Source organism: Sphingomonas sp. NPDC079357, from assembly GCF_044901155.1.
GTDB lineage: Bacteria > Pseudomonadota > Alphaproteobacteria > Sphingomonadales > Sphingomonadaceae > Sphingomonas.
In genome coordinates, this window is record NZ_JBJDOM010000001.1 from 749,512 (window position 1) to 774,015 (window position 24,504).

Consider the following 24,504-nt stretch of genomic DNA (forward strand, 5'->3'; position numbering starts at 1 on the left):
TGCTCGCTCAGCGCCAACTGCGAAGCGCCGGCGCGTAACGCGTCGGCAGCACCCGCAGTGGTGGGGGCGCCCCCCAGGTCGCGCGCGCGCGGTCCAGTGTGGCCGTATCAAAGGGCAATTGGCGGTACGCCGGCTGCGCGGAGACGAGCATCTGTGACCCGGCGGGCAGATGATCGAGATCGCGCTGCCAGACGCTTACCAGCGAGTCCGGGTCCCTCATGCAAAGCGCCGCGCGTTCAACAAGATCGCGATTGGCAGGTGGTGCGTACCGCCGGCTCGTCGGCTTGGCCGCCTGATCGATTCGCGCCAGCGCCGCCGCTGCCTCGGCCGTCCGCCCCAGTCCGTGCAACACACAGGCGCGCACCGAGTCGAACTGCGCCGTGGCGCCGGGGACGACCGACATGCGCGCCGCCATCGCCACAAAGCCGCGTTCGGCACGATCGACCCGTGGCAAGGCCTGCGCATACCGGCCATCAAGGGCGAGAATCGACGCCGTCTGCAGGTCGACGTTGATCGCATAGGGCGACCCTCCAAGCCGCGCGACTGTCTGATCGAGCAGTGCAACGGCATCGTCCGTGCGGCCCTGTTCCATCATCGTATTGGCCAGGGCGTTCGACACCGTCGACCATTCGGCACGATCCCAGTCGCTGGTGAGCGGATTGGCGTCGCGCTCCTGTCTCAGGGTGTCGATCGCTTCCGCCCCTCGCCCCGCCTCGCGCAACGCCACCGCATATTGCAGAAGCGCGCGTACCCGCGTCCGCACCGCGCCCTGCGAAGGTTGCGCGGCCCGCGTCCCGGCGCGGCCCTGCTCCCACGCCGTGCGCGTGCGTGCGATCATCGCATCACGCAACGGCACCAGATCGTCGCCCGCCCAGCGCGTGATCGGGGCGTGCAGGAAAGCCAGCCGGTCGTCGGCCAGCACCGCCAGTACGGGCGCGAGCGTGTCGAGCGGAACCTCGACCCACGCCGTCGAGCCGGCAAGTGGGCGATAGCGCAGCACACCGGCCCCGTCGCCGGTCTTCAGCTCGACCGCGCTGTCAATCCCGGCGATCCGGGCCGTGCCCTGCACCGTCTCCGCCCCGGCCTCCGACGCGACGGTCGCGGCCAAAATCCCGATTGCCACCCACATGACGCGCTGCATTTCCGCCCTTCCCCCGTTCTTGCGCAGATCATGCACGCGGGACGCACGCTGGTCGACAAGATCATCATGGCACGCCGCCGCCCCCTTCGCTAACGGTGCCGCCGTCATGTCGCTCTTCCCGCCCGCCGCCTGCCCGCGATTGATCGTCAAGATCGGCTCGGCGCTGCTCGTCGAATCCGAAGGAGGGGTGCGTCGGGCGTGGCTGGAGGAAATCGCGCGCGATATCGCCGTGCGTGTCGCCGCCGGGCAACAGATCGCGGTCGTCTCATCGGGCGCGATCGCACTTGGCGCGCGCCGGCTCGGGCTCGCGAAAGGTGGACGCGCCAGCCTTGAGGATGCCCAAGCCGCCGCGGCCACCGGACAGATCGCGCTGGCCGGCGTGTGGGCCGACGTCCTCGCCGCGCAGGGGCTGACCGCCGCGCAGATGCTGGTGACGCTCGGCGATCTGGAAGAACGCCGCCGCTACCTCAACGCCGCAGCGACGCTCGGGCGTTTGCTCCAGCTTGGCACCGTGCCGGTCATCAATGAGAACGACTCGGTCGCCACTGAGGAAATTCGCTTCGGCGACAACGACCGGCTCGCGGCGCGGATCGCGCAGGCGGCGGGTGCGCAAGGTGTCGTGCTGCTCTCCGACATCGATGGACTTTACGACCGCAATCCCGCGCTTCCCGGCGCGCAGCATATCCCGCGCGTCGAGCGAATCGACGCCGGCGTCGAGGCGATGGCCGATCGTGGCTCCGCCTCGGGCATGGGATCGGGGGGCATGGTGTCGAAGATCGCCGCCGCGCGGATCGCCAACGCCGCCGGCGCCGCGCTCGCGATCGCCTCCGGTCACGCCCCGCGTCCGCTGTCGACCGAAGCGCGCCACACCTTGTTCGTCGCCGAGCGTACCGCGCCCGCGCGCAAGGCGTGGCTGGCCGGCGGGCTGACCGCGGCGGGGACGATCCATGTCGATGCCGGCGCGGCGCAGGCGCTGACCGAGGGGCGCAGCCTGCTCGCGGCCGGAGCGACGCGCGTCGTGGGCGCGTTCGCGCGCGGCGATCTGGTTGCGATCGCCGGCCCTGACGGCCCGATCGCGCGCGGCCTGTCCGAATATGACGCCGCCGACGCCGCGCGGCTGCTCGGGCGACGCAGCGACGAACATGCCGCGCTGCTCGGCTATGCGCCGCGCGCGGCGCTCGTCCACCGCAATCATATGGCGTTGCTATGATCCTCGCGCTGACCGGCGGCACCGGCTTCGTCGGCGGTACGCTGATCGAACAGGCGCTCGCCGCGGGCCATCAGATACGCGCGCTCGCCCGCCGATCGCAGCCGCCGCGCGAGGGCGTGACGTGGATCGCCGGCGCGCTCGACGACGCGTCAGCGATCTCAGCGGTCGTCTCGACCGCCGACGCCGTCATCCACGTCGCGGGCGCGGTCAATGCCCCCGACCGCGCTGCCTTCGCCGTTGCTAATATCGATGGCACCCGCAACGTGGTCGATGCCGCGCGCACATGGGACGTCCGCCGTTTCGTCCACGTCTCCTCGCTCGCCGCGCGCGAGCCCGCGCTGTCGAATTATGGATGGTCGAAGGCCAGCGCGGAAGACGTCGTGACCACCAGCGCGCTCGACTGGACGATCGTCCGGCCGCCCGGCGTCTACGGCCCCGGCGATATGGAGCAGCGTGACCTGTTCCGCGCCGCGCGCCGCACCGGCGTGGTCCCGATCCCGCCGCGCGGGCAGCTTTCGATCATCAACGTCGCCGATCTCGCCCGCCTGCTGCTCGCGCTGGTCGAAGCGCCTGGCGACCGCGCCATCTACGAACCCAGCGACGGCTACCCGCTCAGCTATGCCGACTTCGCCCGCGCGATCGGCGCGGCGGTCGGTCGGCGCGTGCGGCCGCTCCCCCTCCCCGCCACGCTGCTGCGCACCGCCGCCCGCGCCGACAAGCTGCTTCGCGGCGCGAAGGCGAAACTGACTGCCGACCGCGTCGCTTACATGGTCCACCCGGACTGGACTGCCGATCCCGCCAAGGCCCCGCCGTCCGCGCTTTGGCACCCGCAAATCACCGCTGCCGACGGGCTATCCGACACGGCACGATGGTATCGCGCCCACGGCTTGCTATAGCGCAGCCAGACAATCGCCGCATTTCAGGGCCAGAGCATCCGCATGACCGACCGCACCGCCATTCTCGACACGCTGCGCACGCAGATCGAACCCTTCAACAAGAAGGGCGTCGCGATCACCGAAGCGACCAGCTTCCAGGGCGACCTGGAATGGGATTCGCTGACCGTGATGGACTTTGTCGCCGCGATCGAGGACGAATTCGACATCATCATCACGATGAACATGCAGGCCGAGATCGAGAATGTCGGCCAGCTCGCCGACGCGGTCGAGAAGCTGAAGGGCTGAGTCGCATGACCGAGACCGGACTCCAGAGCGAGAAGCTACCCGTCGAACCCGTCGCCGCGCCGACCGCACGCGACCTGTTCGCGAAGTTCGATCCGCTGCTCGCCGAGCGTGAGGCGCTGATGAGTTCGGGCGTGCGCGATCCGTTCGGTATCGTCATGGAGCAGGTCACGTCGCCGACCACCGCGGTGATCCGCGGCAAGGAGACGATCCTGCTCGGCACCTACAATTACATGGGCATGACGTTCGACCCGGACGTGATCGCCGCCGGCACCCGCGCGCTCGAACAATTCGGCAGCGGCACCAACGGCAGCCGGATGCTCAACGGCACCTTCCGCGATCACGTCGAGGCGGAGAACGCGCTCAAGGAATTCTACGGCGCGTCGGGCGCGATCGTCTTCTCGACCGGCTATCAGGCAAATCTCGGCACGATCTCGACGATGGCGGGGCGCGGCGAATACGTCATCCTCGACGCCGACAGCCACGCCTCGATCTACGACGGCTGCAAGATGGGCGATGCGGAGATCGTCCGCTTCCGCCACAATTCGGTCGAGGACCTCGACAAGCGTCTCGGTCGTCTCCCCAGCGAGCCGGGCAAGCTGGTGGTGCTGGAGGGCGTCTATTCGATGCTCGGCGACATCGCGCCGCTGCGCGAGATGGTGCAGGTCGCCAAGAAGCACGGCTGCATGGTGCTGGTCGACGAGGCGCATTCGATGGGCTTCTTCGGCGAGCATGGCCGCGGCGTCTATGAGGCGCAGGGGCTGGTGCTCGGCGAGGACGTCGATCTGGTGATCGGCACCTTCTCCAAGTCGGTCGGCACCGTGGGCGGCTTCTGCATCTCGAACCATCCGAAGTTCGAGGGGCTGCGCTTCTCTTGCCGTCCGTACATCTTCACCGCCTCGCTACCGCCGTCGGTGGTCGCTACCGCCGCGACCTCGGTCCGCAAGCTGATGACCGCGCACGACAAGCGCGCGCGGCTGTGGGACAATGCCCGCCGCCTGCACGCCGGGCTGAAGGGGCTGGGGTTCGCGCTCGGGACCGATACATGCGACTCGGCGATCGTCGCGGTGATCCTGCAGGATCAGGCACAGGCGGTCGTGATGTGGCAGGCGCTGCTCGAGGCGGGGCTCTACGTCAACGTCGCCCGCCCGCCCGCCACCCCGTCGGGCACGTTCCTGCTGCGCTGCTCGATCTGTGCCGAACATACGTCGGAACAGATCGACCAGGTCATCACGATGTTCGCTTCGGCGGGGCGCCTCGCCGATGCGATCAAGTGACGACGCATTTGCCTTCTCTTAACGTTTGTTAACCTAATGTCGCGGCCGTGAACGATCGCGACGATATCACCGGACGACTGACCGGCGCCTGGCGCACCATAACGCTCAGCGTAATGGCGCTCGCCGGCGCGGTCGTGCTCGCCCTGCTCGTTGTCACGCTGGCCGAGGTGAACGGCCAGCGTGATCGCGCGCTCGCCTCGCAACGGCACAGCTACGACGTGATGATCCTTGCCCGCACCGTGCAGGGGACGATCGCCCATGCCGAAGCGTCGCTGAGTCGCTACGTTATCTCGGGCGATCAACAGCTTGGCCAAGTCTACTATGACGACTGGCGACGTGCCAAACAGTCTATCGGTCGGCTCGCCAAGCTGGTGCGCGACAATGACGTGCAGTTGACGCATGTCGCGATCTTGCAGGAGGCGTTCCGCACCCGCGGCGACGAACTTGCGATGGCCGCGCTCAGCACCAATTACGGCAAGAACAGTCAGGCGCTCTCGCGTCTGTATCAGGCGCGCCAGAGTGATGCGCTCACCCGTATCAACGACTCGCTCGATGGGATCATCACCGACGAGCGCCTGCTGCTTGAGATGCGCACCACGCAGGCGCGCGCGTCGGTTCGCCGCTCGACCACGATCGCCAAGGTATTGGCGGTGTTCGGCGTGCTGCTGGTCGGCGGCGGCATTACCATGGGCTGGGTGATGGTGGAGGCGCTCGCTGATCGCGCGATCGCGCGCGACGAGGCGGAGAGCGAGCGGCTGCGCGCCGACGAGCTGGCGCAGGCGGTGGCGCGCGCGACCGAGGAATTACGCGCGCAGGAGGCGCGGCTGCGTCAGGTGCAGAAGATGGAGGCGGTCGGCCAGTTGACCGGCGGTATCGCGCACGACTTCAACAATATGCTCGCGGTGGTGCTGAGCGGCGTCGAACTCGCCGGGCGCCATCTTCCGCCGGGCGCCGACGAAGCCGCGCGACATCTGGACGGCGCCCGCGAGGGCGCGGATCGCGCCGCGGCGCTGACCGCGCGGCTGCTCGCCTTCGCGCGCGAAACCGCGATCAACCCGGAGCCGATCGCGGCGGCGGCGCTGTTCGACGGACTTGGCGACATGCTCACCCGCTCGCTGGGAGACGGCATGACGCTGGTGCTGGAGGACGACAGCGCAGGCTGGTGCGTCCGTGTCGACCGTGTTCAGTTGGAGAACACGCTCGTCAATCTCGCGGTGAACGCGCGCGATGCCATGGATGGTCGCGGCACGCTGACGATTCGCGCCACGCGCGCCACGCTGCCGGGTGGTGATGCGAGTGGGCCGAGCGGTGATTTCCTCGCGCTGGCCGTCACCGACACCGGCTGCGGGATCGCACCCGAGGTGCTCGACCGCGTGTTCGAGCCATTCTTCACCACAAAGCCGCTTGGCAAGGGCACCGGCCTCGGGCTCAGCCAGACCTTCTCCTTCGCACGCCAGATCGGCGGCGAGGTGACGATTGCCTCGCGGGTGGGCAAAGGCACCACCGTCACCATGCTGCTGCCGCGCGATCGGCGTGGTGAGGAAATCGCCCGCGTACCGACGCCCGCCACGTCCTCGCCCGCCGCGCCGCCGGGCCCCGCCGAGCCAACCGCTGACGGCGGGCGCGCGATCCTTGTCGTCGAAGACGATCCGCGCGTCCTTTCGGCGACGATGGAGGCGCTCGCCGACCTCGGTCATCATCCGGTCGCGTGCGACGATGCGACGCGGGTCGCCGCAGTGCTCGACGAAATGGCGCGTGTCGACCTGATCCTGTCCGACGTGCTGATGCCATCATTGACCGGGCCGGAGATGATCGCGACGCTGCCGCTGGCCTTCGCGCAGGTGCCGGTGCTGTTTGTCACCGGCTTTGCGGGCGAGGCGAGCGGCGGCGTCGCGCTGGGCGATCATCCCGTGCTCCGCAAGCCGTTCACGCTCGCTGCGCTGGACCGCGCCGTGACCGCGGCCGCCGCGCGCGGCGACAATCCGGCGCCGCTTGCCGCCGAATGACCCAAATCGGCTACTGACGCGCCCGCCGCGCCAATCTATAGCCGGTCGTCCCGTCACCCTCGCAAAGGCAGCGCTGCCCCGCCCATGACCTCGATCGACCGCTACATGGCCCGGCTGATCGCGCTGCCGCTGTTCTCCACGTTGCTGATTTCGGCGATGCTGCTGATCCTCGACCGGATCCGCCGCCTGTTCGACTTCGTCGCGACAGAGGGCGGCCCGGTCAGCGTTGTCTGGAAGATGCTGGCCAATCTGCTTCCCGAATATCTCGGGCTCGGCATCCCGATCGGGCTAATGCTCGGCGTGCTGCTCGCCTTCCGCCGCATCGCGACATCGAGCGAGCTGGACGTGATGCGCGCGGTCGGCATGAGCTACCGCCGGCTGCTGCGCGTTCCCTATTATTACGCGATCGTGCTGGCGGCGCTGAACATCGCGATCGTCGGCTATATCCAGCCGCAGGCGCGCTACGCCTATGAACAGCTCCGCTTCGAACTGCGCACCGGCGCACTCGGCGCGTCGATCAAGGTCGGCGAGTTCACGCATCTCGGCGACCGGATGACCTTGCGCATCGAGCGCAGCAAGGATCGCGGACGGCAATTGTCGGGGATCTTCGTCCACGCCGAGACACCCAAGGGGGAGTGGGTCGGCGTCACTGCCGAAAGTGGGCAGTTCCTTGCCACCGACGATCCGAACGTCATCATCTTCCGCCTGACCAACGGCACGCTGATCCACAACCGCCCGGATTTCAGGACTCCGCGTACGCTGACGTTCACCTCGCACGATCTGCCCATCAACCTGCCGCGCTTCGAGAGCTTCCGCACCCGCGGCGGCAAGGATCTCGAATATACGCTGCCCGAACTCGCCAGGCTCGGCCATGCGACGACGCGCAGCGAGGAACAGCGTGACGGAAGCCGCGCCGAATTCCACTTCCGGCTGGTCGAGGTGGCGTCGATGTTCCTGTTGCCGCTGCTGGCGGTCGCGCTTGGCGTGCCGCCGAAACGCTCGACGTCGGCGCTGGGCGTGTTCCTGTCGATCGTGATGGTCGTCACCTATCACAAGATCAACCAATATGCCGCGTCGCTGGGCGAGCGCGGCACGGTCGATCCGGCGATCGCCTTGTGGGTGCCGTTCGTGGTTTTCGCGGTCGTGATCCTGTGGATGTACCACACGATCGCCAATGTCCCCGGCGGGCAGCCGATCGGCGCGCTGGAGCGATTTTTCGGCAAGGCCTGGGCGATGGTGGCGCGCTACTTGCCCGGTCGCCGCCGCAAGGAGGCCCGCGCATGAGCGCGCTGTTCCCGTCGCGCACGGTCGCGGTCTATATGGCGCGGCTGTTCCTGACGCGCACCTTCGGCATCCTGTTCGGGCTGGTGCTCGTGCTTCAGACGCTCGACCTGCTCAGCGAGAGCGGCCGCATCCTCGCCACCGCCGGAAACGGCGATGCGGAGGTCTGGCGCTACGTCTCGCTGCGCGCGCCGCAATTGATCTCGACCTTCCTGCCGTTCTCGGTGCTGCTCGGCACGATCCTGACGCTCATCACCATGAACGCCAACAGCGAAGTCGTGGCGTTAAAGGCCGCCGGCCTTTCGGCGCATCAGGTGCTGGCGCCGTTGGTGATCGCCAGCGCCGGCATCGCGCTCGTCACCTTCGCTTTCAACGATCGCATCGTCAGCCGCGCGACCGCCGAGCTGAGCGCATGGCAGAAGGTCAATTACGGCACGATGCCGGTCGACCGCGGCAATCGCACCAACGTCTGGGTGCGCGCCGGTGACGATCTGATCCAGGCGGACGCGATCAGCGGGCGCGGTTCCGGCGCGCAATTGGGTGGCGTAACGGTCTATGAGCGCAATCCTGACGGCGGACTGCGCGGCCTCATCAACGCGCCGCATGGCGTGCGCGATGGCGACGGCTGGCGGATCTGGCCGACGCGCCGCTTCGACGTCAGCTCGGGCCAGGTCACTCGGCTCGGCGCAACGATCGTCGGGCGCGGCGTGACTCCCGATCAGTTCACGCTCGCCAGCGTCGACGGGGATGCGCTGTCGTTCGCCGGTCTGCGCGAAGCGATCGGCGATCTGGAGGAAGCGGGCCGACCGACCAAGGCGCTGGAGGGCGTGCTGTGGCACAAGCTGTCCGGTCCGCTGTCGTCGGTGCTGATGCCGCTGCTCGGCGCGGTCGCGGCGTTCGGCATCGCACGCTCGGGAGCATTGTTCGTCCGTGCGGTGATCGGCATGGCGCTGGGCTTCGCCTATTTCGTTGCGGACAGCTTCGCGCTTGCGATGGGCAATCTCGGCGCCTACCCGCCGTTCCTCGCCGCCTGGGCGCCGTTCCTGCTGTTCCTGTTGATCGGCGAAGCGGTGCTGCTCAGAACCGAGGAATGATCTGCCTGACACGACGCAATGTTCTGACGTCATTGCGAGCTTCGCTACACGCGCAATGACGAACCTGCTCGTGTCAGCGCTTCAAGCGCGACGTCGGTCCAAGGCTCACCGCCCGCGCAGCGTCGCCATCGTCAGCTTGCCGACCAGCCCCGGCAGCCCGCGATAATTCGCCTTGTAGTAAGGCGACTCCGGCTCCAGCACACCGATCAGCCGCTTATGCGCCTCGCCCAGTGCATGATAGGGCACGCCCGGCAGCAGATGATGCAGCGCGTGATACCGAAGCCCGATCGGTGCCCACAGCACCGGCAGCAGCGCCGGCGGCGGCACGTTGACCGAGTCGAGATACTGGGCGGTGACGGTCATCACCTCGCCCTCATTCTCCCACAGATGCGCTACCAACGTCCGCACCTGATTGATCAACCCCACGCCCGACCCGACCGCGAGGAAGATGAGAAACGCCTTGAGCGGCAGCACGCCGGAGGCGGTCAGCCCGATCAGCGCGAGCGCCCACACCGCCGTCACAGCCTCGACGCGATCCCAGCGCGCCTTCTCCTCGCCCTGCGGCATCCGGCGGCGGAATTGCGGATTGATCGACAGCGCCGAATAGCGCGACACCACCGCCGTCCGGAGCTTGGGCGACAATGCCGACAGCGGCGCCAGCACGCCGAAGCGGATCAGCAGCCCGACCGGCGCCAGCGCCGAGACGAGAATGAACACCGGCAGGGTCCACGGCTTCATCAGCGCAAGCGGAAGATACTCGGGGTCTTCCGACGTACCATAGCGCGTCTTGGCATGGTGCAGGTTATGCACGCCCTCGTACATGAATGACGGGATCATCATCGGCACGCCGATCAGCGCGTTCCACCCCGAGCGGAAGCCCGGCAGCGATGCGTGCTTCACATGCGTCAACTCGTGGATCATGCTCATGCCGCGATAGAGCGCGAGCACCGCCACCACGCCCGCGACAATCGCCAGAGCAGTCGAGGCGGTGACGATCGCCACCACGAGCGCGCCGTAACCGACCAGCGACGAGGCAATCAGGTCGGCCCAGTAGACACCGGGACGCGGTTTCAGCAGGTCGCGGGTCAACTCCGCTGCCGCCTTCAGCATCGCTTTGTCGTCGACGATCGTCGGACGCGGCGCGCGCGCGACCGTCGTCGCGCGATCGAGAGTGATGGTGTTCATGGGTGTATCCATTCCCTGAACATAGTGGCGACACCATGACCGGAACAGGACTAGGGCGAACGCCATTCTGGATAATTGTTCACTCGCTATGATCGAGTGACCCGTTTACACGCCAGCAACATGGCTGAGCTTTCGATCACTCCCGTCCTGACCAAGAGCGACCGCAAGGCGTTCGTGAATCTGCCATTTCGTCTTTACAAGGACGATCCTTACTGGGTGCCGCCATTGAAGAGCGAGGCACTTGGACTGATCACGCCCGAAAAGAACGGCTGGTTCAGCCATGCCAAGGCACAATTGTTCCTCGCCCATTGCGACGGACGTGTGGTTGGGCGCATCTCCGCGCATATCGACACGCTCGGGCTCGAAATGCCCGCCGAGCGCGGCTTCGGTCCCGGCTGCGGGCAATGGGGCCTCATGGATGCCGAGGATGAGGGTATTTTCAAGGAGCTGCTCGCCACCGCCGAAGGCTGGCTACGCGAACAGGGCATGACCCGCGCGCTCGGCCCGGTCAGTATGTCGATCTGGGAAGAGCCGGGTCTGCTGATCCAGGGCTATCACCAGTCGCCGACCGTCATGATGGGGCATCACAAGGCAGAATATCGCGAGTGGATCGAGCGCGCCGGCTACCAGCCGGTCAAACAGCTCATCACCTACGAACTGGACATTACTCAGGAATTTCCGCCGCTGGTGAAGCGGATTATCCGCTCGGGCGACGCGAACAAGAGCATCGTCGTGCGCGAAGTCGACAAGCGCAGGTTCGAGGAGGAAGCCGCGATCATCCTCGACATCCTTAACGATGCGTGGTCCGATAATTGGGGCTTCATCCCGCTCACCCCGCCCGAGATCAAGGATGTCGGAGTCAAGCTGAAGCCGATCGTCTTCAACGACCTGATCCGGATTGCGGAGATCGACGGCAAGCCGGTCGCGTTCATGATCACCCTCCCCGACCTCAACGAGGCGATCAAACCACTGAATGGAAATCTTCTCCCGTTCGGCTGGGCGAAGCTGCTGCTGTGGCTCCGCAAGCCGCGCGTGCAGACGATGCGCGTGCCGTTGATGGGCGTCCGCAAGGAACTGCAAAGCTCGCGGCTCGCCGGGCAATTGGCGTTCATGATGATCGAGGCGATCCGCAAGGCGTCCGTCGCCAAATATGGAGCGACACGCGGCGAGATCGGCTGGGTGCTTGACGACAATCAGGGCATGAACTCGATCGCCACTGCGATCGATAGCCGCGTCAACAAAATCTACCAGGTGTACGAACGGACGTTCTGATCCGCTGCGGCGGGCTCCGGCCGGTGCCGGAAACCCGCCCGCGGGCGATCGTCACAGGTTCTCGGGAACGATCACGCCAGCCTGCTTCCACGCATCGCGGGTCTTGCAGACGCGCGTCAGGATGCGTGAACCGGTCTGCTCGGTCTTGTAGCAATAGCGGGTCTTGGCGTTGCGAACCGGTGCGGGCAGGTCGCCGGCGAGCGGCGATGCCTCTGCGTTCGGCGCGGCCTTGGGGGCAGCATGCGCGGGCGCGACGGCGAACAGGGTGGCGATGACGGCGGTGGCGATGGTCTTCATGGCGGGTCTCCCTGCCCCGTTGATCGGGGACATGGGAGACATTGCAGCCATCGTGCCAAATCAAAATCTGGCGGTTTTGCGTGCTTTTCGAACGATGACAGGTGTGTTGCACCAGCAAAGCACACCAAGTTTCGGCGTGATGCGCCGATTGCCGGTTAGAACAACAATGCCCCGCCGAGGGCGACACGCGCATCAGGCGCATGATGATTGAGTCCGGCGACCGCCAGCAGGTCGAACTGGGTGTGCTTGGTCGGCTTCCACGCCAGCGATGCGGCGGCCAGTGTCCGAACGACATGCTCGGTCGGGTCCTGATCGCGCTCGACCGAGAATTCTGCATTGGCGGAGACGCTATCGGTCAGCGCGTAGCCGACCCCGAACACGCCCGTCGCATCGAAGTGCCGCCCCGCGCCATCCTCATCCACCGCGGCGGCCAATTGGCCGGTGAAATCGACGCTCCATTTTTTGTCGATGCGCCACATGACCGGCAGAACCGCGCCCGTCGACCAGTCACCCGCACCGATCTCGCTATGTCCGACCGGCAGGGTCACGTACGGCTGCACCGCCGCCGACAGCTTCTTGCCGTCGGGATGGCTAAGTGCCCTGCGCCACCCGAGCGTCACATCGCCCGCACCGGTCACGCGTGTTGTCTCACCGGTTGTGCGATCGCGTGTCCGCAACGTGCCGAGTGACGTCCACGCGATCTGCGCCTCGCTATTCTGCGTCAGGCCGATCCGGGCGGTCACTTCGCTGCGGATCAGATCCTCACGCGTCTCCCCGTCATCGTCGCGCTGCCAATCAACCCCGGCGAGTTCGACCTGCACCTGCCCGGGCAAGGTCGTGCACCCGCTCGCTCCGAGTGACGGTCTATTGGGGCAGAAACGTACACCCGGCGCATCTTGTGCGGCCGCGGTGGTCGCCATCGACGCCAGCAGCGCCACCGCGCTCCATTTCAGCGTCACCGTAACCGCACCCATGTCGGCGCATGGTCGCTGGCCTTTTCACGCCCGCGATACGCCTTGTCGACACCGGCCTCCGACAGCCGGTCAGCCACCGCCGGGCTCAACAACAGATGGTCGATCCGGAACCCCGCGTCGCGCTGCCACGCACCGGCCTGATAATCCCAGAACGTCCACACGCCACCCTTTGGATTTCGCGTGCGCAACGCGTCGGTCCACCCCTGTGCCAGCAATGCGCGATACCCATGCCGGCTTTCGGGCTGCATCAGCGCGTCCGATGCCATGGCCTTGACGGAGAACGTGTCGTCATCATTGGGGATGACATTGTAATCGCCCGCCAAAATGACCGGAACCTCCTCGGCGAGCAGCACCCGCGCGCGCTCCTGCAACCGTGCGATCCAGCGCAGTTTGTAATCGAACTTGGGCCCCGGCAGCGGGTTGCCGTTGGGCAGATAGATTGATGCGACCACCAATCCGAACACTGAACATTCCAGATAGCGGCTTTGCTCGTCCTCGGGCTCACCCGCCAACCCGCGCTGGCGTTCGACCGGGTCGACCCCGCGCGCCAGCACCGCGACGCCGTTGAAGCCCTTTTGTCCATGCCTCACAGCACCATAGCCGGCGGCCCGGATATCGGCCTCGGGGAAGGTATCGTCGCTCGACTTCAACTCCTGAAGACAGACCACATCGGGCTGCTCCTCGGCGAGATATTCGAGCAAGCGCGGTAGCCGCGCCTTGATGCCGTTGACGTTATAGGTGACAATTTTCACGCGGGCCGGTCTAAACGCGGCCGGCGCGCTTGTCTAACTACACCGAAAAGCTGGTGCCGCACCCGCAGCCGCTGGCAGCATTCGGGTTTTCGACCTTGAACGACGCTCCGCCAAGCGACTCGACGTAGTCGACGCTCGCTCCGCGCACGAGGTCGAGGCTGATGTCATCGACCACCAGCCGCACGCCGTCCGTCTCAGCAATCAGATCCGCGGGCTCGGGCGCGTCGGCGAAGCCGAAGCGATACTGGAACCCCGAGCACCCACCCCCTTCGACCGACAGCCGCAGGATCGCGGGCTTGTTCTGTCGCGCAGCGATCGCCGCAACGCGCGCCGCGGCGGCAGGGGTCAGGACGATGTCAGGTGCGAGCGTGGCCATGCCGCCAAGATAGGCGCGATGCCTGCAAACGGAAAGAGGCCGAGCGTATCGGCGGCTTCCCCTTCCTCCCGGACTTCATCCGGGGACCCGCTTCTTCTAATGGCCTCGCCAGGAAGCGGGATCCCGGATCAAGTCTGGGATGGCGGCAAATTTACGTCAATGCTGTAGCTGCCTCGCCTCAATCCTGGGGCACCGGCCCGGTCGTCGACACCGGGATCTGCCCGACCGCGCGATCCTGCGCCGCCATCAGGTAATCGGCGGTGGTCAAAAACGGCACCGGATTCACCGCATGGCCGTCGATCCGTACCTCGTAGTGAAGGTGGGGTCCGGTCGAGCGCCCGGTCGATCCCATCAGCGCGATCAACTGCCCGCGCTTCACGCGGGTATTGTCACCGACGATGATCTTGGAAAGGTGGCCATACCGGGTCGCGATGCCCTTGCCATGGTTGATCTCGACCATGTTGCCATAGCCGCCCTGGCGACCGGCATGGCTGACGATGCCGTCGGCGGTCGCATAGATCGGCGTGCCGCTCGGACCGGGGATATCGACCCCGGCGTGCATCGCGGCGGTGCCGCGGAACGGGTCGGAGCGGATCCCGAAATTGCTGGTGAACTGCAGCTTCTGGACTGGCTGCACCGACGGGATCGCGATCACGCCCTGCTCGAGCCGGTCGAGCTTCTTCCACGTCATGAACAGCGAGCGGAACTGCTGGTCGGCGGCGAGATCGGCGCGCGCCTCGGTGCTGTTCGCCTCGACCAGCGGGCCGCCCATCGCTGACCCGGCCTTGACGACGCGCCCCGGAGCGATGCCGCGCTGCCGAAGCTGCTGTGCGGTCGCGGCATAGCGATCGAGCAACTGCTGCTCCGCGACCTGCGCCAGCGCCACCTGCCGGCGCTCGACCTTCAGGAACGGCCGGATCGTGTCGGCAGCGACGCGCGTCGCCTGCGGATCAACCGCGAGCGTCGCCAGCGCCATCCGCTGTGCATCACCTTGCCCGGTCAGCGCCGCGGTCAGCAGTTCCTGCCGCTGCTCGATTCGCGCGGCATGTTGCTGCGCGGCGGTGCGGATCGTCGCGACACGCGCCTGCATCCGCTCGACCTTATGCTCCATCGCCTGCATCCGCTGAGCCTGCGCCGCCCCGGCGGGCGTCAGTCCGGCCGCCTGCGCGACCTGCGTCGAGGCCTGAAGCGCGCCATAGCCGGCGAATCCGAGCAGAAGTGCAGCGCCCCCGCGCAGCAACGCCGGTCGTCCGGCAATAACGGCGTTCAGGCGAACAAGCGGCCGCCCGGCCGGCAAAGAAGCGGTGTCGGTCATCGAACCCCAGATCAAGACTGCGACCGGTGCGACACGCGCCGGTCTTCCCCTTTTTCCGTGTCCGCCCGCGAATGAACCGCTGCAGCGAACGCAAAGGTTTGTGCGCGGTGAAAGGTTAATCATGCAAGAGCGCCGCCCGTTGTGCGCGCTCAAGCGCCGGAGTCATGCGCCGAGCCGTTGTAAGAAGCGACGGTTTGCCTGACTTACAGGCGCTTTGCCGCGTCCAGTACCGCTGTGGCATGGCCCGGCACTTTCACTTTGCGCCACGCCTGCACCAGCTTCGCCTCGCGATCGAACAGGAACGTCGCGCGCTCGATTCCCATGTAAGTCTTGCCGTAAAGCTGCTTCTCGCCCCACACGCCGAACGCCTCGGTAACGCTCCCGTCGAGATCGCTGGCGAGCGTGACGGTCAGCGCATGTTTGTCGCGGAACTTCGCATGCTTGGCGACGGTGTCGCGTGACACGCCAAGCACGCCGACGCCCGCGCCGGCGAAGTCATCGGACAAAGCCGAAAAGTCTTGTGCCTCGCGCGTGCAGCCCGGCGTATCGTCCTTGGGATAGAAATAGACGACGAGCGGTCGCGGCAAATCACGCAATCGTAGTGACGCACCATCAACGCCGGTAGCGGTCACGTCCGGGAGGGTTTCCATGCGATGCTCTCCTGCCAGCTTGCCGCGACGCTCTCGCGCACCGTCGCCACCGTGACAAGCACCGTTGCCCAGTCAGGCAGCATCAGCGCACGCGCGATCAGCGCGCGCGTCGCTGCCGCCGCGGGCTCCTGCGCATCGGGAGCGATCAGCCGCACCGTCACCAGCAAGCGCCCGAGCAGATCATAGGCAGCGCGAAGTTCGGGCGCAAAGGCCCCGGCCGCGATCAGCGCATCGATCGCCTTGCCGAGTTCGGGCGTGAACGCGACACGACGCGTCAGTTGCGCGACGTGCACCGCGAACTCCAGATCGACCAGCCCGCCCGGCAACAGCTTGGCGTCGAGCGGCCCTTGCGGCGGTTTGTGTTGCGCCATCTCGGTGCGCATCGTCGCGGCATCGGCGGCGATATCGTGCTCCGCGCGCTCGCCGGCCAGCACCCGCGCGACGATCGCCTCTACCTGGGCACGCGCCGCCGCGCTGCCATAGATCGCGCGTGCGCGGGTCAGCGCCATATGCTCCCACGTCCACGCTTCCTCGCGCTGGTAGCGCGCAAAGGAGTCGATGCTCACCACCAGCGGCCCCTGCGCGCCCGAGGGCCGCAACCTTGTATCAACCTGATAGAGTGGCCCGGCCGCGGTCGGCACCGACAGCGCCGCTGTCACGCGCTGCGCCAGCCGCGTGAAATACAGCGTCGCGCCAAGCGGCTTTGGTCCGTCCGAGTCAGCGGTGAAATCGCCGGTGAACAAATAGATCAGATCGAGGTCCGAGGCATGGGTCAGTGCCGCGCCGCCCAGCCGGCCGAGTGCGAGGATCACCAGCTCGCCGCCCGGCACGCGCCCGTGTGCTTCCTCAAAGGCCGCGACGGTCGCGTCGGTCAGCACCACGACCGCCGCCTCGGCAACGCGCGCATAGCCGGCGGCGACCTCCAGCGGATCGGCGCGCCCGGCCACGATCTGCGCGCCGAGCGCGAACTGCCGATCGCCGACGATGCGCCGCACATGATCGAGCACCGCCTGATAATCCGCGCCTTGCTCGGTCGCGCGCATCTGCGCCATCAGCGCGGGCACGTCACCGACCGGATCGAAGGCGCTCGCGTCGATCAACCCGTCCAGCAAATCCGGCCGCCGCGTCAGCGCTTCGGCGAGCGTCGGGGCGTGGCTCAGGATCTCGCCGAGCAGCGTCGCCAGCGCCGGCCGTGCCTCCAGCAAGCGGAAGATGTTGATCGCGCTCGGCAGGCGCTCCAGCAGACGATCGAGTCGGTTGAGCGCCATCAACGGCACCGGCGATTGCGCCAGCGCCTCGACCAATCCGGGCAGCACCGCCTCCAGGGCGCTTTGCGCCGCACCGCTGCGCAACGCGGGATAGCGCGCCTCGCGCCAGGCGGCGATCCGGCGGGCGGCGTCCTCGGTTTCGGCAAAACCGACATTGGCGAGGTAGTCGGCCAGTCGCGCGGTATCGCGGGGGACGGCCGCAACCGGTGCGGGGGCCAGCCGATCGAACGCCGCCGCCACTCGCTCGACATGCGGGCCGAGCAGGTCGAGCAGCGCCGCGCCGCCCGTCAGCCCGTGCAGCCGCGCGACCCGGTCGAGGCCCTCGCCGGTCGGCAGCGCATGGGTCTGCCGATCGTCAATCATCTGCACGCGATGCTCGATCGTGCGCAGCAGCGTATAGGCGTCGGTCAGCGCACGTGCATCGGCCGCATCGATCCGCCCCGCCGCCGCCAGCGCCGCCAGCGCATCGCGCGTCGCTGGCGCGCGCAGCGCCGGGTCGCGCCCGCCGTGGATCAACTGGTGGATCTGCGCGAAGAACTCGATCTCGCGAATTCCGCCGCGTCCGCGCTTCAGGTCATAACCGGGACCGAACGCCTGCCCCTGCGCGTGATGGTCGCGAATTCGCCGCGTGATGTCGAGGATTTCGCCGACCGCGCCGAAGTCGAGGCTTCGCCGCCAGATGAACGGGCGGATCGTGTCGAGGAATCGTTGCCCCAGCTCACGGTCGCCCGCCGCCACCCGTGCGCGGATAAAAGCGGCGCGCTCCCACGGCAGCGCCTGCGATTCGTAGTAGGCGATCGCGGCGTCGATCGGAATGACGATCGGCGTTGCTTCGGGCGATGGCCGCAGGCGCAGGTCGACGCGCAGCACATAGCCGTCCGCATCGCGCGTCTGCAAAAGCTCGAGCACGCGCCGGCCGATCCGCACCGCTGCATCCGCAACGTCCTCGCGCGCGCGATGCGGCAGCGTGCGTGGATTGTAGATCAGGATCGGGTCGATATCGGACGAGTAATTGAGCTCGCGGCTGCCCTGCTTGCCGAGCGCGATCGCGACGAAGCCGTACGGAGCCGCGTCGGGGGTCCGCTCGGTGATTGCAGCGGCGATGGCCTGATCCAGCGCCGCATCCGCGAAATCGGTCAGCGCCGAGGTCACGCCGGTCAGATCGAGCGTTCCCGCCAGATCGCCCTCCGCAACCCGCAACGCGATCTGCCGCCGCTCCAGTCGTAACCGCTTGCCGACGGGCAGATCGCCGGCCGCGAGTGCGGCGGCCGTGACCGCCTCACGTGCGATCAGCCCGTCCAGAAATGGCGCAAAGCGAGCGGCGCGCTCCCGCGCCTCAGCGACAGCATCTGTCATAGGGCCGCAACCTTACCGGAAAGCCGGCGTTGCGACACCATGGTTCATGAAGCGTCCTCGACCGGCATTCCACCGCAAGGCGCTTATGTCGTGCGTTATCCGCATGCGGCGGATGCGCTGACATCGCCACTGCGTTCGGCGTTCCGTAAAGAAGCGAGATTGCCCTGCGAGATGGAGGCGTGCCTCGATCACCTACGTCGGGTCCGCTTCCGCGACTGAAATACGTCAAGGCTGGCGCTAACGAATGCGGTCGAATTGCGTTCGTTCTTGATGGCCGAAACAAAGACGGTCAGTCCGAAAGCTATTCGAACTGGCCGCTAACGCACTACAATTCGCTCAGGCGTCGCGATCTCGGCTAAGTTCATCGACCTCGCTCATGATCGAATCGAGCGTCGAGCGCTCGCTATCAACCTCGTGATCACGACGCGATGACAGCGCGCTGCCCGCCATCAGTGCCTCAAGCGCAACGCGTCCGCGCGCCACGCGGCTCTTGATCGTGCCCACCGCGACGCCGCAGATCTCTGCTGCCTCTTCATAAGCGAACCCGCCCGCACCAACCAGGATCAACGCCTCGCGCTGCGGCTGCGGCAAATGCAGAAGCGCACGCTGCATGTCCGCGAGTTCGACATGCTTGTCCTGACTGGCCGGCGCGGCAAGCACGCGATCCGCGACCAGATCGTCCCACTCGCCCTTGAAGCGCGCACGACGCATCTGGCTCAGGAACAGGTTGCGCAAAATGATGAAGGTCCAGGCCCGCATGTTCGTGCCGGCCTGAAAGCGCTTCCGCGCCGCCCACGCCTTCAGCAACGTTTCCTGTACCAGATCGTCGGCCAGGTCGCGGTTGCCCGACAGTGAACGCCCGAAGGCGCGCAGGTGCGGGATCACCAGCGCCAACTGCTTCTTGAACTCCGGATCGGAGAGCGCGACGTGCTCGACTGGCGCCGCTTCCGGCGCGTCGTCTGCGAGCGTATTGGATTGGGTCATGCCGCTCCGTTGTGCTGGATCGCCGCCCGTCTGGCGCGCGTCCGAGCCGTAAAGATAGGTACCGTCTGGCCGCTTGGCCAGTCCATCGGTCAACATCCGCGCATTACGACAACAGTATGGCGGCAAAGATCGCGATGACCAGCAGCAGCGACGCCACCAATATGTATCGCGTCATCCCCGGCGTGCTGCCGGCCCGCGCCTCGTCCGTATCGAGATGGATACGCTCGTTTTCGTCTGCCATAAGCGATGTAACCCCTTAACATCGTTTTGGGTCCGTACCGAGTACGGACCCGCCACTTCGGTCGGCCCCCATGGCAGCGCCCGCGATCAGGCCGGGACGGTGCTCTCGTCGAAGAACAACGCCTGGCTGATCGCCGCCTTCACGGTCGACCGCTGGAACGGCTTGGTGATCAGGAAGGTCGGCTCGGGTCGCTCACCGGTTAGCAACCGCTCCGGGAAGGCAGTGATGAAGATCACCGGTACGTTGAACTCGGCGAGGATGTCCTTGACCGCGTCGATACCCGAGCTGTCGTCGGCGAGCTGGATATCGGCAAGCACCAGCCCCGGGCGATCCTCCATCGCCAGCGCCACCGCCTCGTCGCGCGTCACCGCTACGCCGGTCACTTCATGACCCAGGTCGCGGACGATCGATTCGATATCCATCGCGATGATCGGCTCGTCCTCGATGATCAGCACGCGCGCGCGCGTTTGCTTCTCGATCTCGGCCAGCGCCTCGGCGACCAGCGCGTCGACCTCCGCGGCGTCGACCTCGATCAGATAGGCCGCGTCCTCGGGCGTGAAGCCCTCCATAGCGGTCAGCAGCAGCGCCTGCCGCGACAGCGGCGTCATCCGCGACAGCCGCGCGCGCGCCACGGCTTCCTGATCCTCTGCCGGCATCTCGTCGGCGGTCTCATCGAAATTCGCGGAATTCCAGATCGCCTGGAAGGTACGATACAGCCCCAGCCGCGGATCGACGTCCCGCGGAAATTCCTCCGGCGCGGCCACGATCGCTTCTAGCGTGGCGCGCACATACCGGTCGCCCTGCGCCTGGCTGCCCGTCAGCGCGCGACCATAGCGGCGCAGGAACGGAAGGTGCGGCGCGAGTTGTTGTCCGAGCGACATGTGTAGAAAACCCTCCCTGCGGCGCGGCTCCGGCCGGCGCCGCCGATACCCAAACGTGCGTGGACGTCATGACAGGTCGCAGATGATACCCCCCGACCGGCGATTTTCGTCGCACCCGCATGGAACCAACGATGCCGGATTTGGTTTCATCGGATATACGTGCATTACGCGCTTGTCCGATTAGGGCGTTCGTCCGACGAACGTCCTGCGGTGCTGTGTTGGCCGGTCAACGGTGTCGACGATCGGACTGTCTTAGGGGGTTTACGTTGACGTCGGATAAGGAAGCGCCTGAACAGCCGAAAAAGGGCACCGCGGCACAATCGAAGAACCGCGACATGGGCTCGGCGCTGCGCTCCGTTTATCAGAAGACCGTGGAGGAAGCGGTGCCGGATGACCTGCTGTCACTGCTCGGCAAACTAGACTAACGCGACGTGGCCACGCCTGACGCGGCTGACGCCCCCCGGCCCGTCGCGGGGCGTCTCGATATGGTGTCGCGCTGGCCAACCGGCGCCAAGCTGTTCCTCATTCTCAGCATCGCGCTGCTGCCGCTTGCGCTGATCGCCATCTTCGCCACGTTGCGCGTCACCCAGATCGCCGATACCGAATTGCGCTCGCATCTGCGCGTCGCCGCTTCCGAATCAAGCCGCGCGATCGCGATCGAGCTGGTCGGCGACATGACCGCGCTGCGCGTTGCGGTGGACGCGCTGACCGAAGACCGTGGCGATGCCCCCAGCTGCGCGCGCGCGCAGGGCGTCTTCGCGCAACAATCAGCTGCGGGCACCGGCTTCGTTATCCTCGACCGTCATGGCCGCGCAATCTGTGGCGAACCCTTCCCCGGCGCAGCCGCGTTCGCGCGCCAGTCGGAAACCGACGCGGTCAGTGCGCGGATCGTCGAGAAGCGTGGCGTGATGCTCCGCTTTACCGGGCGCAGCGATGGGCTGACCGCCGCGGCTTACTTCCCGGCACCGTTTCTGGCGCAGATCAGTCAGCCGAGCGGCTTCGCGCCCGATTACGGCCTGGCGCTCGCGCTCGGCGACGAGCGCCTCGAGCTCGATCCGCTGGCCCGCGAGAGCGCGCTCGAACGACGCGAGACGATTCGCAGCGATCTCGGCATCGCCGGCCTCACGCTCGAAATGCAGGTACGCAGCGCACCGATCGGCTCACCGTTGGTGATCGCACTGACGTTTCCGCTGCTGATGTGGGCGGCGGCGGCGGCGATCAGCTGGTTCGTGGTCGATCGGCTGTTGATCGCTCCGCTCCGCGCCTTGCGGGGCAGCATCGCCGCTTACGCGCCGGGCGACCAGCCGGACCCGGCGATGCTGCGCGCGCTACCCGCGCAGGAGATCCGCGACCTTGGCGATACGTTCCGCGCGCTCAGCCGGACAGTCGCGATCCACGAGGCCGGGCTCGCTGACGGGCTGATGCGACAGACCAAGCTGACGCGCGAGGTCCATCACCGCGTCAAGAACAACCTTCAGGTCATCTCCAGCCTCATCAATTTCCATGCGCGTGGCGCACGCAGCACGGAAGCAACGCAGGCCTATGCCTCCATCCAGCGCCGCGTCGACGCGCTCGCCGTCGTCCACCGCTATCATTATGCCGAGATGGAGGAGAACCGCGGCGTCGGATTGCGCGCGGTGCTCGGCGAACTGGCCTCCAGCATTCGCGCCACCGCGCCCGAAGGAACGCGGGTCGGGATCGTGCTCGACATCGATACCTATTACGTCACGCAGGACGTAGCGGTCGCGGTCGCGTTTCTCGTAACCGAACTGGTCGAACTCGCGATGACCTGCGTCAACGAAACGCAGGTGCGGATCACGCTCAAGCCCCTCGATGACCCGCAAAGGGCGTTGCTGCGCCTGTCCTCGCGTGCGCTGGTCGACACCGATCATCTGCGCGAAGGGCTGAAACATCGCTACGGCCGCGTGATCGAGGGGCTCACCCGGCAGTTGCGCTCGACCTTGCAGCATGACCCGCTCACCGGCGCCTACGAGATCGCCATTGCGGTTACAGGTCGCGAATAAGGCGGCAATTTTTTCCTGAGTAGCGGATACAGCGCGGAACCCCTCCTCCCGCGCGTCGTTCTGAAATGCGGATAGCGACTATATGCCCCCCCGCTTTCGCTATCCAAGACATAGGCCCGGAAGCATCCACCCTCCCCCCCCCCGGTGATGCTTTCGGGCCTTATTCGTCCCCCACCTGCCAGCTTTGTCACCGACGCGGAACGAACCGCCGCCGTCGGCATTGTCCGCTGTGTATTTAGGGAGACCGTTCAATGCGTAAGGTTCTGACTGCCGCAGTGCTGGCAGGTGCGGTGCTGGTATCGGCGTGCAACACCGTCAGCGGTGTGGGCAAGGACGTCTCGTCCGCGGGTGATGCGGTCGCCGGGGCTGCCGACAAGCACAAGTAACCTTCGCCGCATCAAAGCAATAACGGGCGGTCTGCCGATGGCGGGCCGCCCGTTTGCGTCGGATACTGGAGCGTCGGGTTGACCGGCCGCGTTCAGTCTGCGCTGGCGGTAGCGACCTCTTCACGCGCGCGCTTTCGCTCCGTGAACCAGATCCCCACGATCGCTGCCTCGTAAAGGATCACCAGCGGGATCGCGAGCAACAGCTGCGACCCCACGTCCGGTGGCGTCAGAACCGCCGCGATCGCGAATGCCCCGACGATCGCATAGCGGCGCGCGCCGATCAGTTGCTTGCGCGTCACGACGCCAGCACGCTCCAGCAGCATCAGCAGCACCGGCAACAGGAACGCTGCACCGAAGCCGAACAGGAACTGCATGACGAAGCTGAGATAATTACCGATCGCCGGCAGCGCCTGTTGTTGCACCCCACCGATCATGCCCGAGTAACCAAGCAGGAAATGCAGCGCCATCGGGATCGCGATGAAATAAGCCATCGATGCGCCCATCAGGAACAGCACCGGCGTGGCCAACAGAAACGGCAACAATGCGCGACGTTCCTTGCGGTACAGTCCAGGCGCCACGAACTGCCACAACTGATTGGCGATCACGGGAAACGAGATCATCATCGCCGAGAAGAACGCAACCTTCACCTGGACGAAGAACGCCTCGAATACCTGCGTGTAGATCACCGTCTTCTGCCCGGCGTGGAGCAGCGGCTGGACGAGAAACGCGAAGATATTCTCCGCGAAATACCAGCAGATGAAGAAGGCGAGGAGAATGGCGGCGATGCAGTAGAGAAGGCGGCGGCGCAATTCGAGCAGATGATCAAGCAACGGCGCGCGCGAGTCTTCTAGTTCGTCGACGGTTTCGGTCACGATGCGGCCTTGTCCTGAATTACGCGTCCGTCGGCGGCATGATGATCGGCTTGATCGCCGTCCGAACCGGCGTGACCGGTGCCGGTTTCGGCAGAACCCGGTGGCGTGGCGTCGGGCACGACATGCGGCTTCTCGACCATCACCGGCTGCTGCACGTCGTCAGCTGCCGGCGTGCTGTCGATGGCCGTGGCGTGATCCGGCAGCGCTGGAGCGGCGGGGGGCGTCGGGACGAATGGATGCTCGCGCATGATCCGCTCGTTCTCCGCCTTCCACTTCTTCTCCATTTCTTCCAATTCGGCCTCGCGCACCATTTCGTCGAAGCCGTTGCGGAACTGGCGGCCGACCGCGCGCGCGCGACCGACCCAGTAGCCAAGGACGCGCATCGCCTTGGGCAGATCCTTCGGGCCGATCACCACCAGCGCGACGAACGCGACCAGCAGGAATTCGGAGGGAGCGATGTCGAACATTCAGCGCGCGCCGGGTG

The 24,504-nt window shown here is 66.5% G+C and carries 25 protein-coding genes; 11 read left to right on the plus strand and 14 right to left on the minus strand.

What is annotated here, in order from left to right; all coding sequences use genetic code 11:
- Positions 1 to 7: 7 nt before the first annotated feature.
- Complete coding sequence (locus ACI2JO_RS03440; RefSeq protein WP_404719338.1) at positions 8 to 1,291, minus strand: hypothetical protein; 1,284 nt, start codon at positions 1,289 to 1,291, stop codon at positions 8 to 10.
- Between ACI2JO_RS03440 and proB the strand changes: the two genes are divergently transcribed.
- The 7 genes from proB to lptG all read left to right on the plus strand — a co-directional run bounded on the left by proB (position 1,248) and on the right by lptG (position 9,187).
- Entirely contained in the window at positions 1,248 to 2,351 is a 1,104-nt protein-coding gene (gene proB, locus ACI2JO_RS03445; protein ID WP_404719339.1) for a glutamate 5-kinase, read from the plus strand. The genes ACI2JO_RS03440 and proB overlap by 44 nt on opposite strands.
- A complete protein-coding gene (locus ACI2JO_RS03450) occupies positions 2,348 to 3,247 on the plus strand; it encodes an NAD-dependent epimerase/dehydratase family protein (RefSeq protein ID WP_404719340.1) in 900 nt (299 codons plus the stop codon). The genes proB and ACI2JO_RS03450 overlap by 4 nt, the downstream gene beginning before the upstream one ends.
- Before the next feature lie 42 nt (positions 3,248 to 3,289).
- Positions 3,290 to 3,532 carry an acyl carrier protein gene (locus tag ACI2JO_RS03455; protein ID WP_333914478.1) on the plus strand — a complete coding sequence of 81 codons (243 nt, stop codon included), beginning with the start codon at positions 3,290 to 3,292 and terminating at the stop codon, positions 3,530 to 3,532.
- A gap of 5 nt (positions 3,533 to 3,537) precedes the next feature.
- Positions 3,538 to 4,806 (plus strand): serine palmitoyltransferase, encoded by a 1,269-nt coding sequence (spt, locus tag ACI2JO_RS03460; RefSeq protein WP_404719341.1) that lies wholly within the window; start codon positions 3,538 to 3,540, stop codon positions 4,804 to 4,806.
- Positions 4,807 to 4,853: 47 nt separating this feature from the next.
- The gene (locus tag ACI2JO_RS03465) at positions 4,854 to 6,812 is read left to right on the plus strand and encodes an ATP-binding protein (RefSeq protein ID WP_404719342.1); all 1,959 of its coding nucleotides are present in this window, start codon (positions 4,854 to 4,856) and stop codon (positions 6,810 to 6,812) included.
- An 84-nt stretch (positions 6,813 to 6,896) separates the two neighbouring features.
- Complete coding sequence (gene lptF / locus ACI2JO_RS03470; protein ID WP_404719343.1) at positions 6,897 to 8,096, plus strand: LPS export ABC transporter permease LptF; 1,200 nt, start codon at positions 6,897 to 6,899, stop codon at positions 8,094 to 8,096.
- Positions 8,093 to 9,187, plus strand: coding sequence for an LPS export ABC transporter permease LptG (gene lptG / locus ACI2JO_RS03475; protein WP_404719344.1), 1,095 nt, complete (start codon positions 8,093 to 8,095; stop codon positions 9,185 to 9,187). Before lptF ends, lptG begins: the two co-directional genes overlap by 4 nt.
- 105 nt (positions 9,188 to 9,292) lie before the next feature.
- On the opposite strand, the gene ACI2JO_RS03480 is transcribed toward lptG, so the two are convergent.
- Positions 9,293 to 10,372, minus strand: a complete 1,080-nt coding sequence (locus ACI2JO_RS03480; protein ID WP_404719345.1) for a fatty acid desaturase family protein — start codon at positions 10,370 to 10,372, stop codon at positions 9,293 to 9,295.
- 120 nt (positions 10,373 to 10,492) lie between these two features.
- On the opposite strand from ACI2JO_RS03480, the gene ACI2JO_RS03485 reads away from it, so the two are divergent.
- Positions 10,493 to 11,644, plus strand: coding sequence for an N-acetyltransferase (locus ACI2JO_RS03485; protein WP_404719346.1), 1,152 nt, complete (start codon positions 10,493 to 10,495; stop codon positions 11,642 to 11,644).
- 51 nt (positions 11,645 to 11,695) lie between these two features.
- Here ACI2JO_RS03485 and ACI2JO_RS03490 read toward each other — a convergent pair whose 3' ends face one another.
- From ACI2JO_RS03490 to ACI2JO_RS03535, 10 genes are all read right to left on the minus strand, one after another.
- Positions 11,696 to 11,941: a hypothetical protein gene (locus ACI2JO_RS03490; protein ID WP_404719347.1), complete on the minus strand. Its 246-nt coding sequence runs from the start codon at positions 11,939 to 11,941 to the stop codon at positions 11,696 to 11,698.
- A gap of 155 nt (positions 11,942 to 12,096) precedes the next feature.
- Positions 12,097 to 12,915 (minus strand): transporter, encoded by an 819-nt coding sequence (locus ACI2JO_RS03495; protein WP_404719348.1) that lies wholly within the window; start codon positions 12,913 to 12,915, stop codon positions 12,097 to 12,099.
- Positions 12,897 to 13,667: an exodeoxyribonuclease III gene (gene xth / locus ACI2JO_RS03500; RefSeq protein WP_404719349.1), complete on the minus strand. Its 771-nt coding sequence runs from the start codon at positions 13,665 to 13,667 to the stop codon at positions 12,897 to 12,899. Before xth ends, ACI2JO_RS03495 begins: the two co-directional genes overlap by 19 nt.
- Positions 13,668 to 13,704: 37 nt before the next feature.
- On the minus strand, positions 13,705 to 14,043 hold the full coding sequence (gene erpA, locus ACI2JO_RS03505; protein ID WP_341207459.1) for an iron-sulfur cluster insertion protein ErpA: 339 nt from the start codon (positions 14,041 to 14,043) through the stop codon (positions 13,705 to 13,707).
- A gap of 178 nt (positions 14,044 to 14,221) precedes the next feature.
- Positions 14,222 to 15,358, minus strand: a complete 1,137-nt coding sequence (locus ACI2JO_RS03510; protein WP_404719350.1) for a M23 family metallopeptidase — start codon at positions 15,356 to 15,358, stop codon at positions 14,222 to 14,224.
- A gap of 203 nt (positions 15,359 to 15,561) precedes the next feature.
- Complete coding sequence (locus tag ACI2JO_RS03515; RefSeq protein ID WP_404719351.1) at positions 15,562 to 16,008, minus strand: peroxiredoxin; 447 nt, start codon at positions 16,006 to 16,008, stop codon at positions 15,562 to 15,564.
- The gene (locus ACI2JO_RS03520; protein ID WP_404719352.1) at positions 15,987 to 18,632 is read right to left on the minus strand and encodes a bifunctional [glutamine synthetase] adenylyltransferase/[glutamine synthetase]-adenylyl-L-tyrosine phosphorylase; all 2,646 of its coding nucleotides are present in this window, start codon (positions 18,630 to 18,632) and stop codon (positions 15,987 to 15,989) included. Before ACI2JO_RS03520 ends, ACI2JO_RS03515 begins: the two co-directional genes overlap by 22 nt.
- 336 nt (positions 18,633 to 18,968) lie before the next feature.
- Positions 18,969 to 19,616, minus strand: coding sequence for a sigma-70 family RNA polymerase sigma factor (locus ACI2JO_RS03525; RefSeq protein WP_404719353.1), 648 nt, complete (start codon positions 19,614 to 19,616; stop codon positions 18,969 to 18,971).
- 103 nt (positions 19,617 to 19,719) lie between these two features.
- Positions 19,720 to 19,857, minus strand: coding sequence for a hypothetical protein (locus ACI2JO_RS03530; protein WP_404719354.1), 138 nt, complete (start codon positions 19,855 to 19,857; stop codon positions 19,720 to 19,722).
- A gap of 86 nt (positions 19,858 to 19,943) precedes the next feature.
- Positions 19,944 to 20,738, minus strand: a complete 795-nt coding sequence (locus ACI2JO_RS03535) for a response regulator (protein WP_184033287.1) — start codon at positions 20,736 to 20,738, stop codon at positions 19,944 to 19,946.
- Positions 20,739 to 21,004: 266 nt separating this feature from the next.
- On the opposite strand from ACI2JO_RS03535, the gene ACI2JO_RS03540 reads away from it, so the two are divergent.
- The 3 genes from ACI2JO_RS03540 (at position 21,005) to ACI2JO_RS03550 (ending at position 23,148) form a co-directional block, all read left to right on the plus strand.
- Positions 21,005 to 21,163: a NepR family anti-sigma factor gene (locus tag ACI2JO_RS03540; RefSeq protein WP_246346420.1), complete on the plus strand. Its 159-nt coding sequence runs from the start codon at positions 21,005 to 21,007 to the stop codon at positions 21,161 to 21,163.
- Positions 21,164 to 21,223: 60 nt separating this feature from the next.
- Complete coding sequence (locus tag ACI2JO_RS03545; RefSeq protein ID WP_404720316.1) at positions 21,224 to 22,762, plus strand: sensor histidine kinase; 1,539 nt, start codon at positions 21,224 to 21,226, stop codon at positions 22,760 to 22,762.
- A gap of 251 nt (positions 22,763 to 23,013) precedes the next feature.
- Positions 23,014 to 23,148 (plus strand): entericidin A/B family lipoprotein, encoded by a 135-nt coding sequence (locus ACI2JO_RS03550; RefSeq protein ID WP_404719355.1) that lies wholly within the window; start codon positions 23,014 to 23,016, stop codon positions 23,146 to 23,148.
- A gap of 92 nt (positions 23,149 to 23,240) precedes the next feature.
- On the opposite strand, the gene tatC is transcribed toward ACI2JO_RS03550, so the two are convergent.
- Together tatC and tatB are read right to left on the minus strand one after the other, a co-directional pair.
- Positions 23,241 to 24,020, minus strand: coding sequence for a twin-arginine translocase subunit TatC (tatC, locus tag ACI2JO_RS03555; protein ID WP_404719356.1), 780 nt, complete (start codon positions 24,018 to 24,020; stop codon positions 23,241 to 23,243).
- Positions 24,017 to 24,487 (minus strand): Sec-independent protein translocase protein TatB, encoded by a 471-nt coding sequence (gene tatB / locus ACI2JO_RS03560; RefSeq protein ID WP_404719357.1) that lies wholly within the window; start codon positions 24,485 to 24,487, stop codon positions 24,017 to 24,019. The genes tatC and tatB overlap by 4 nt, the downstream gene beginning before the upstream one ends.
- Positions 24,488 to 24,504 lie beyond the last annotated feature (17 nt).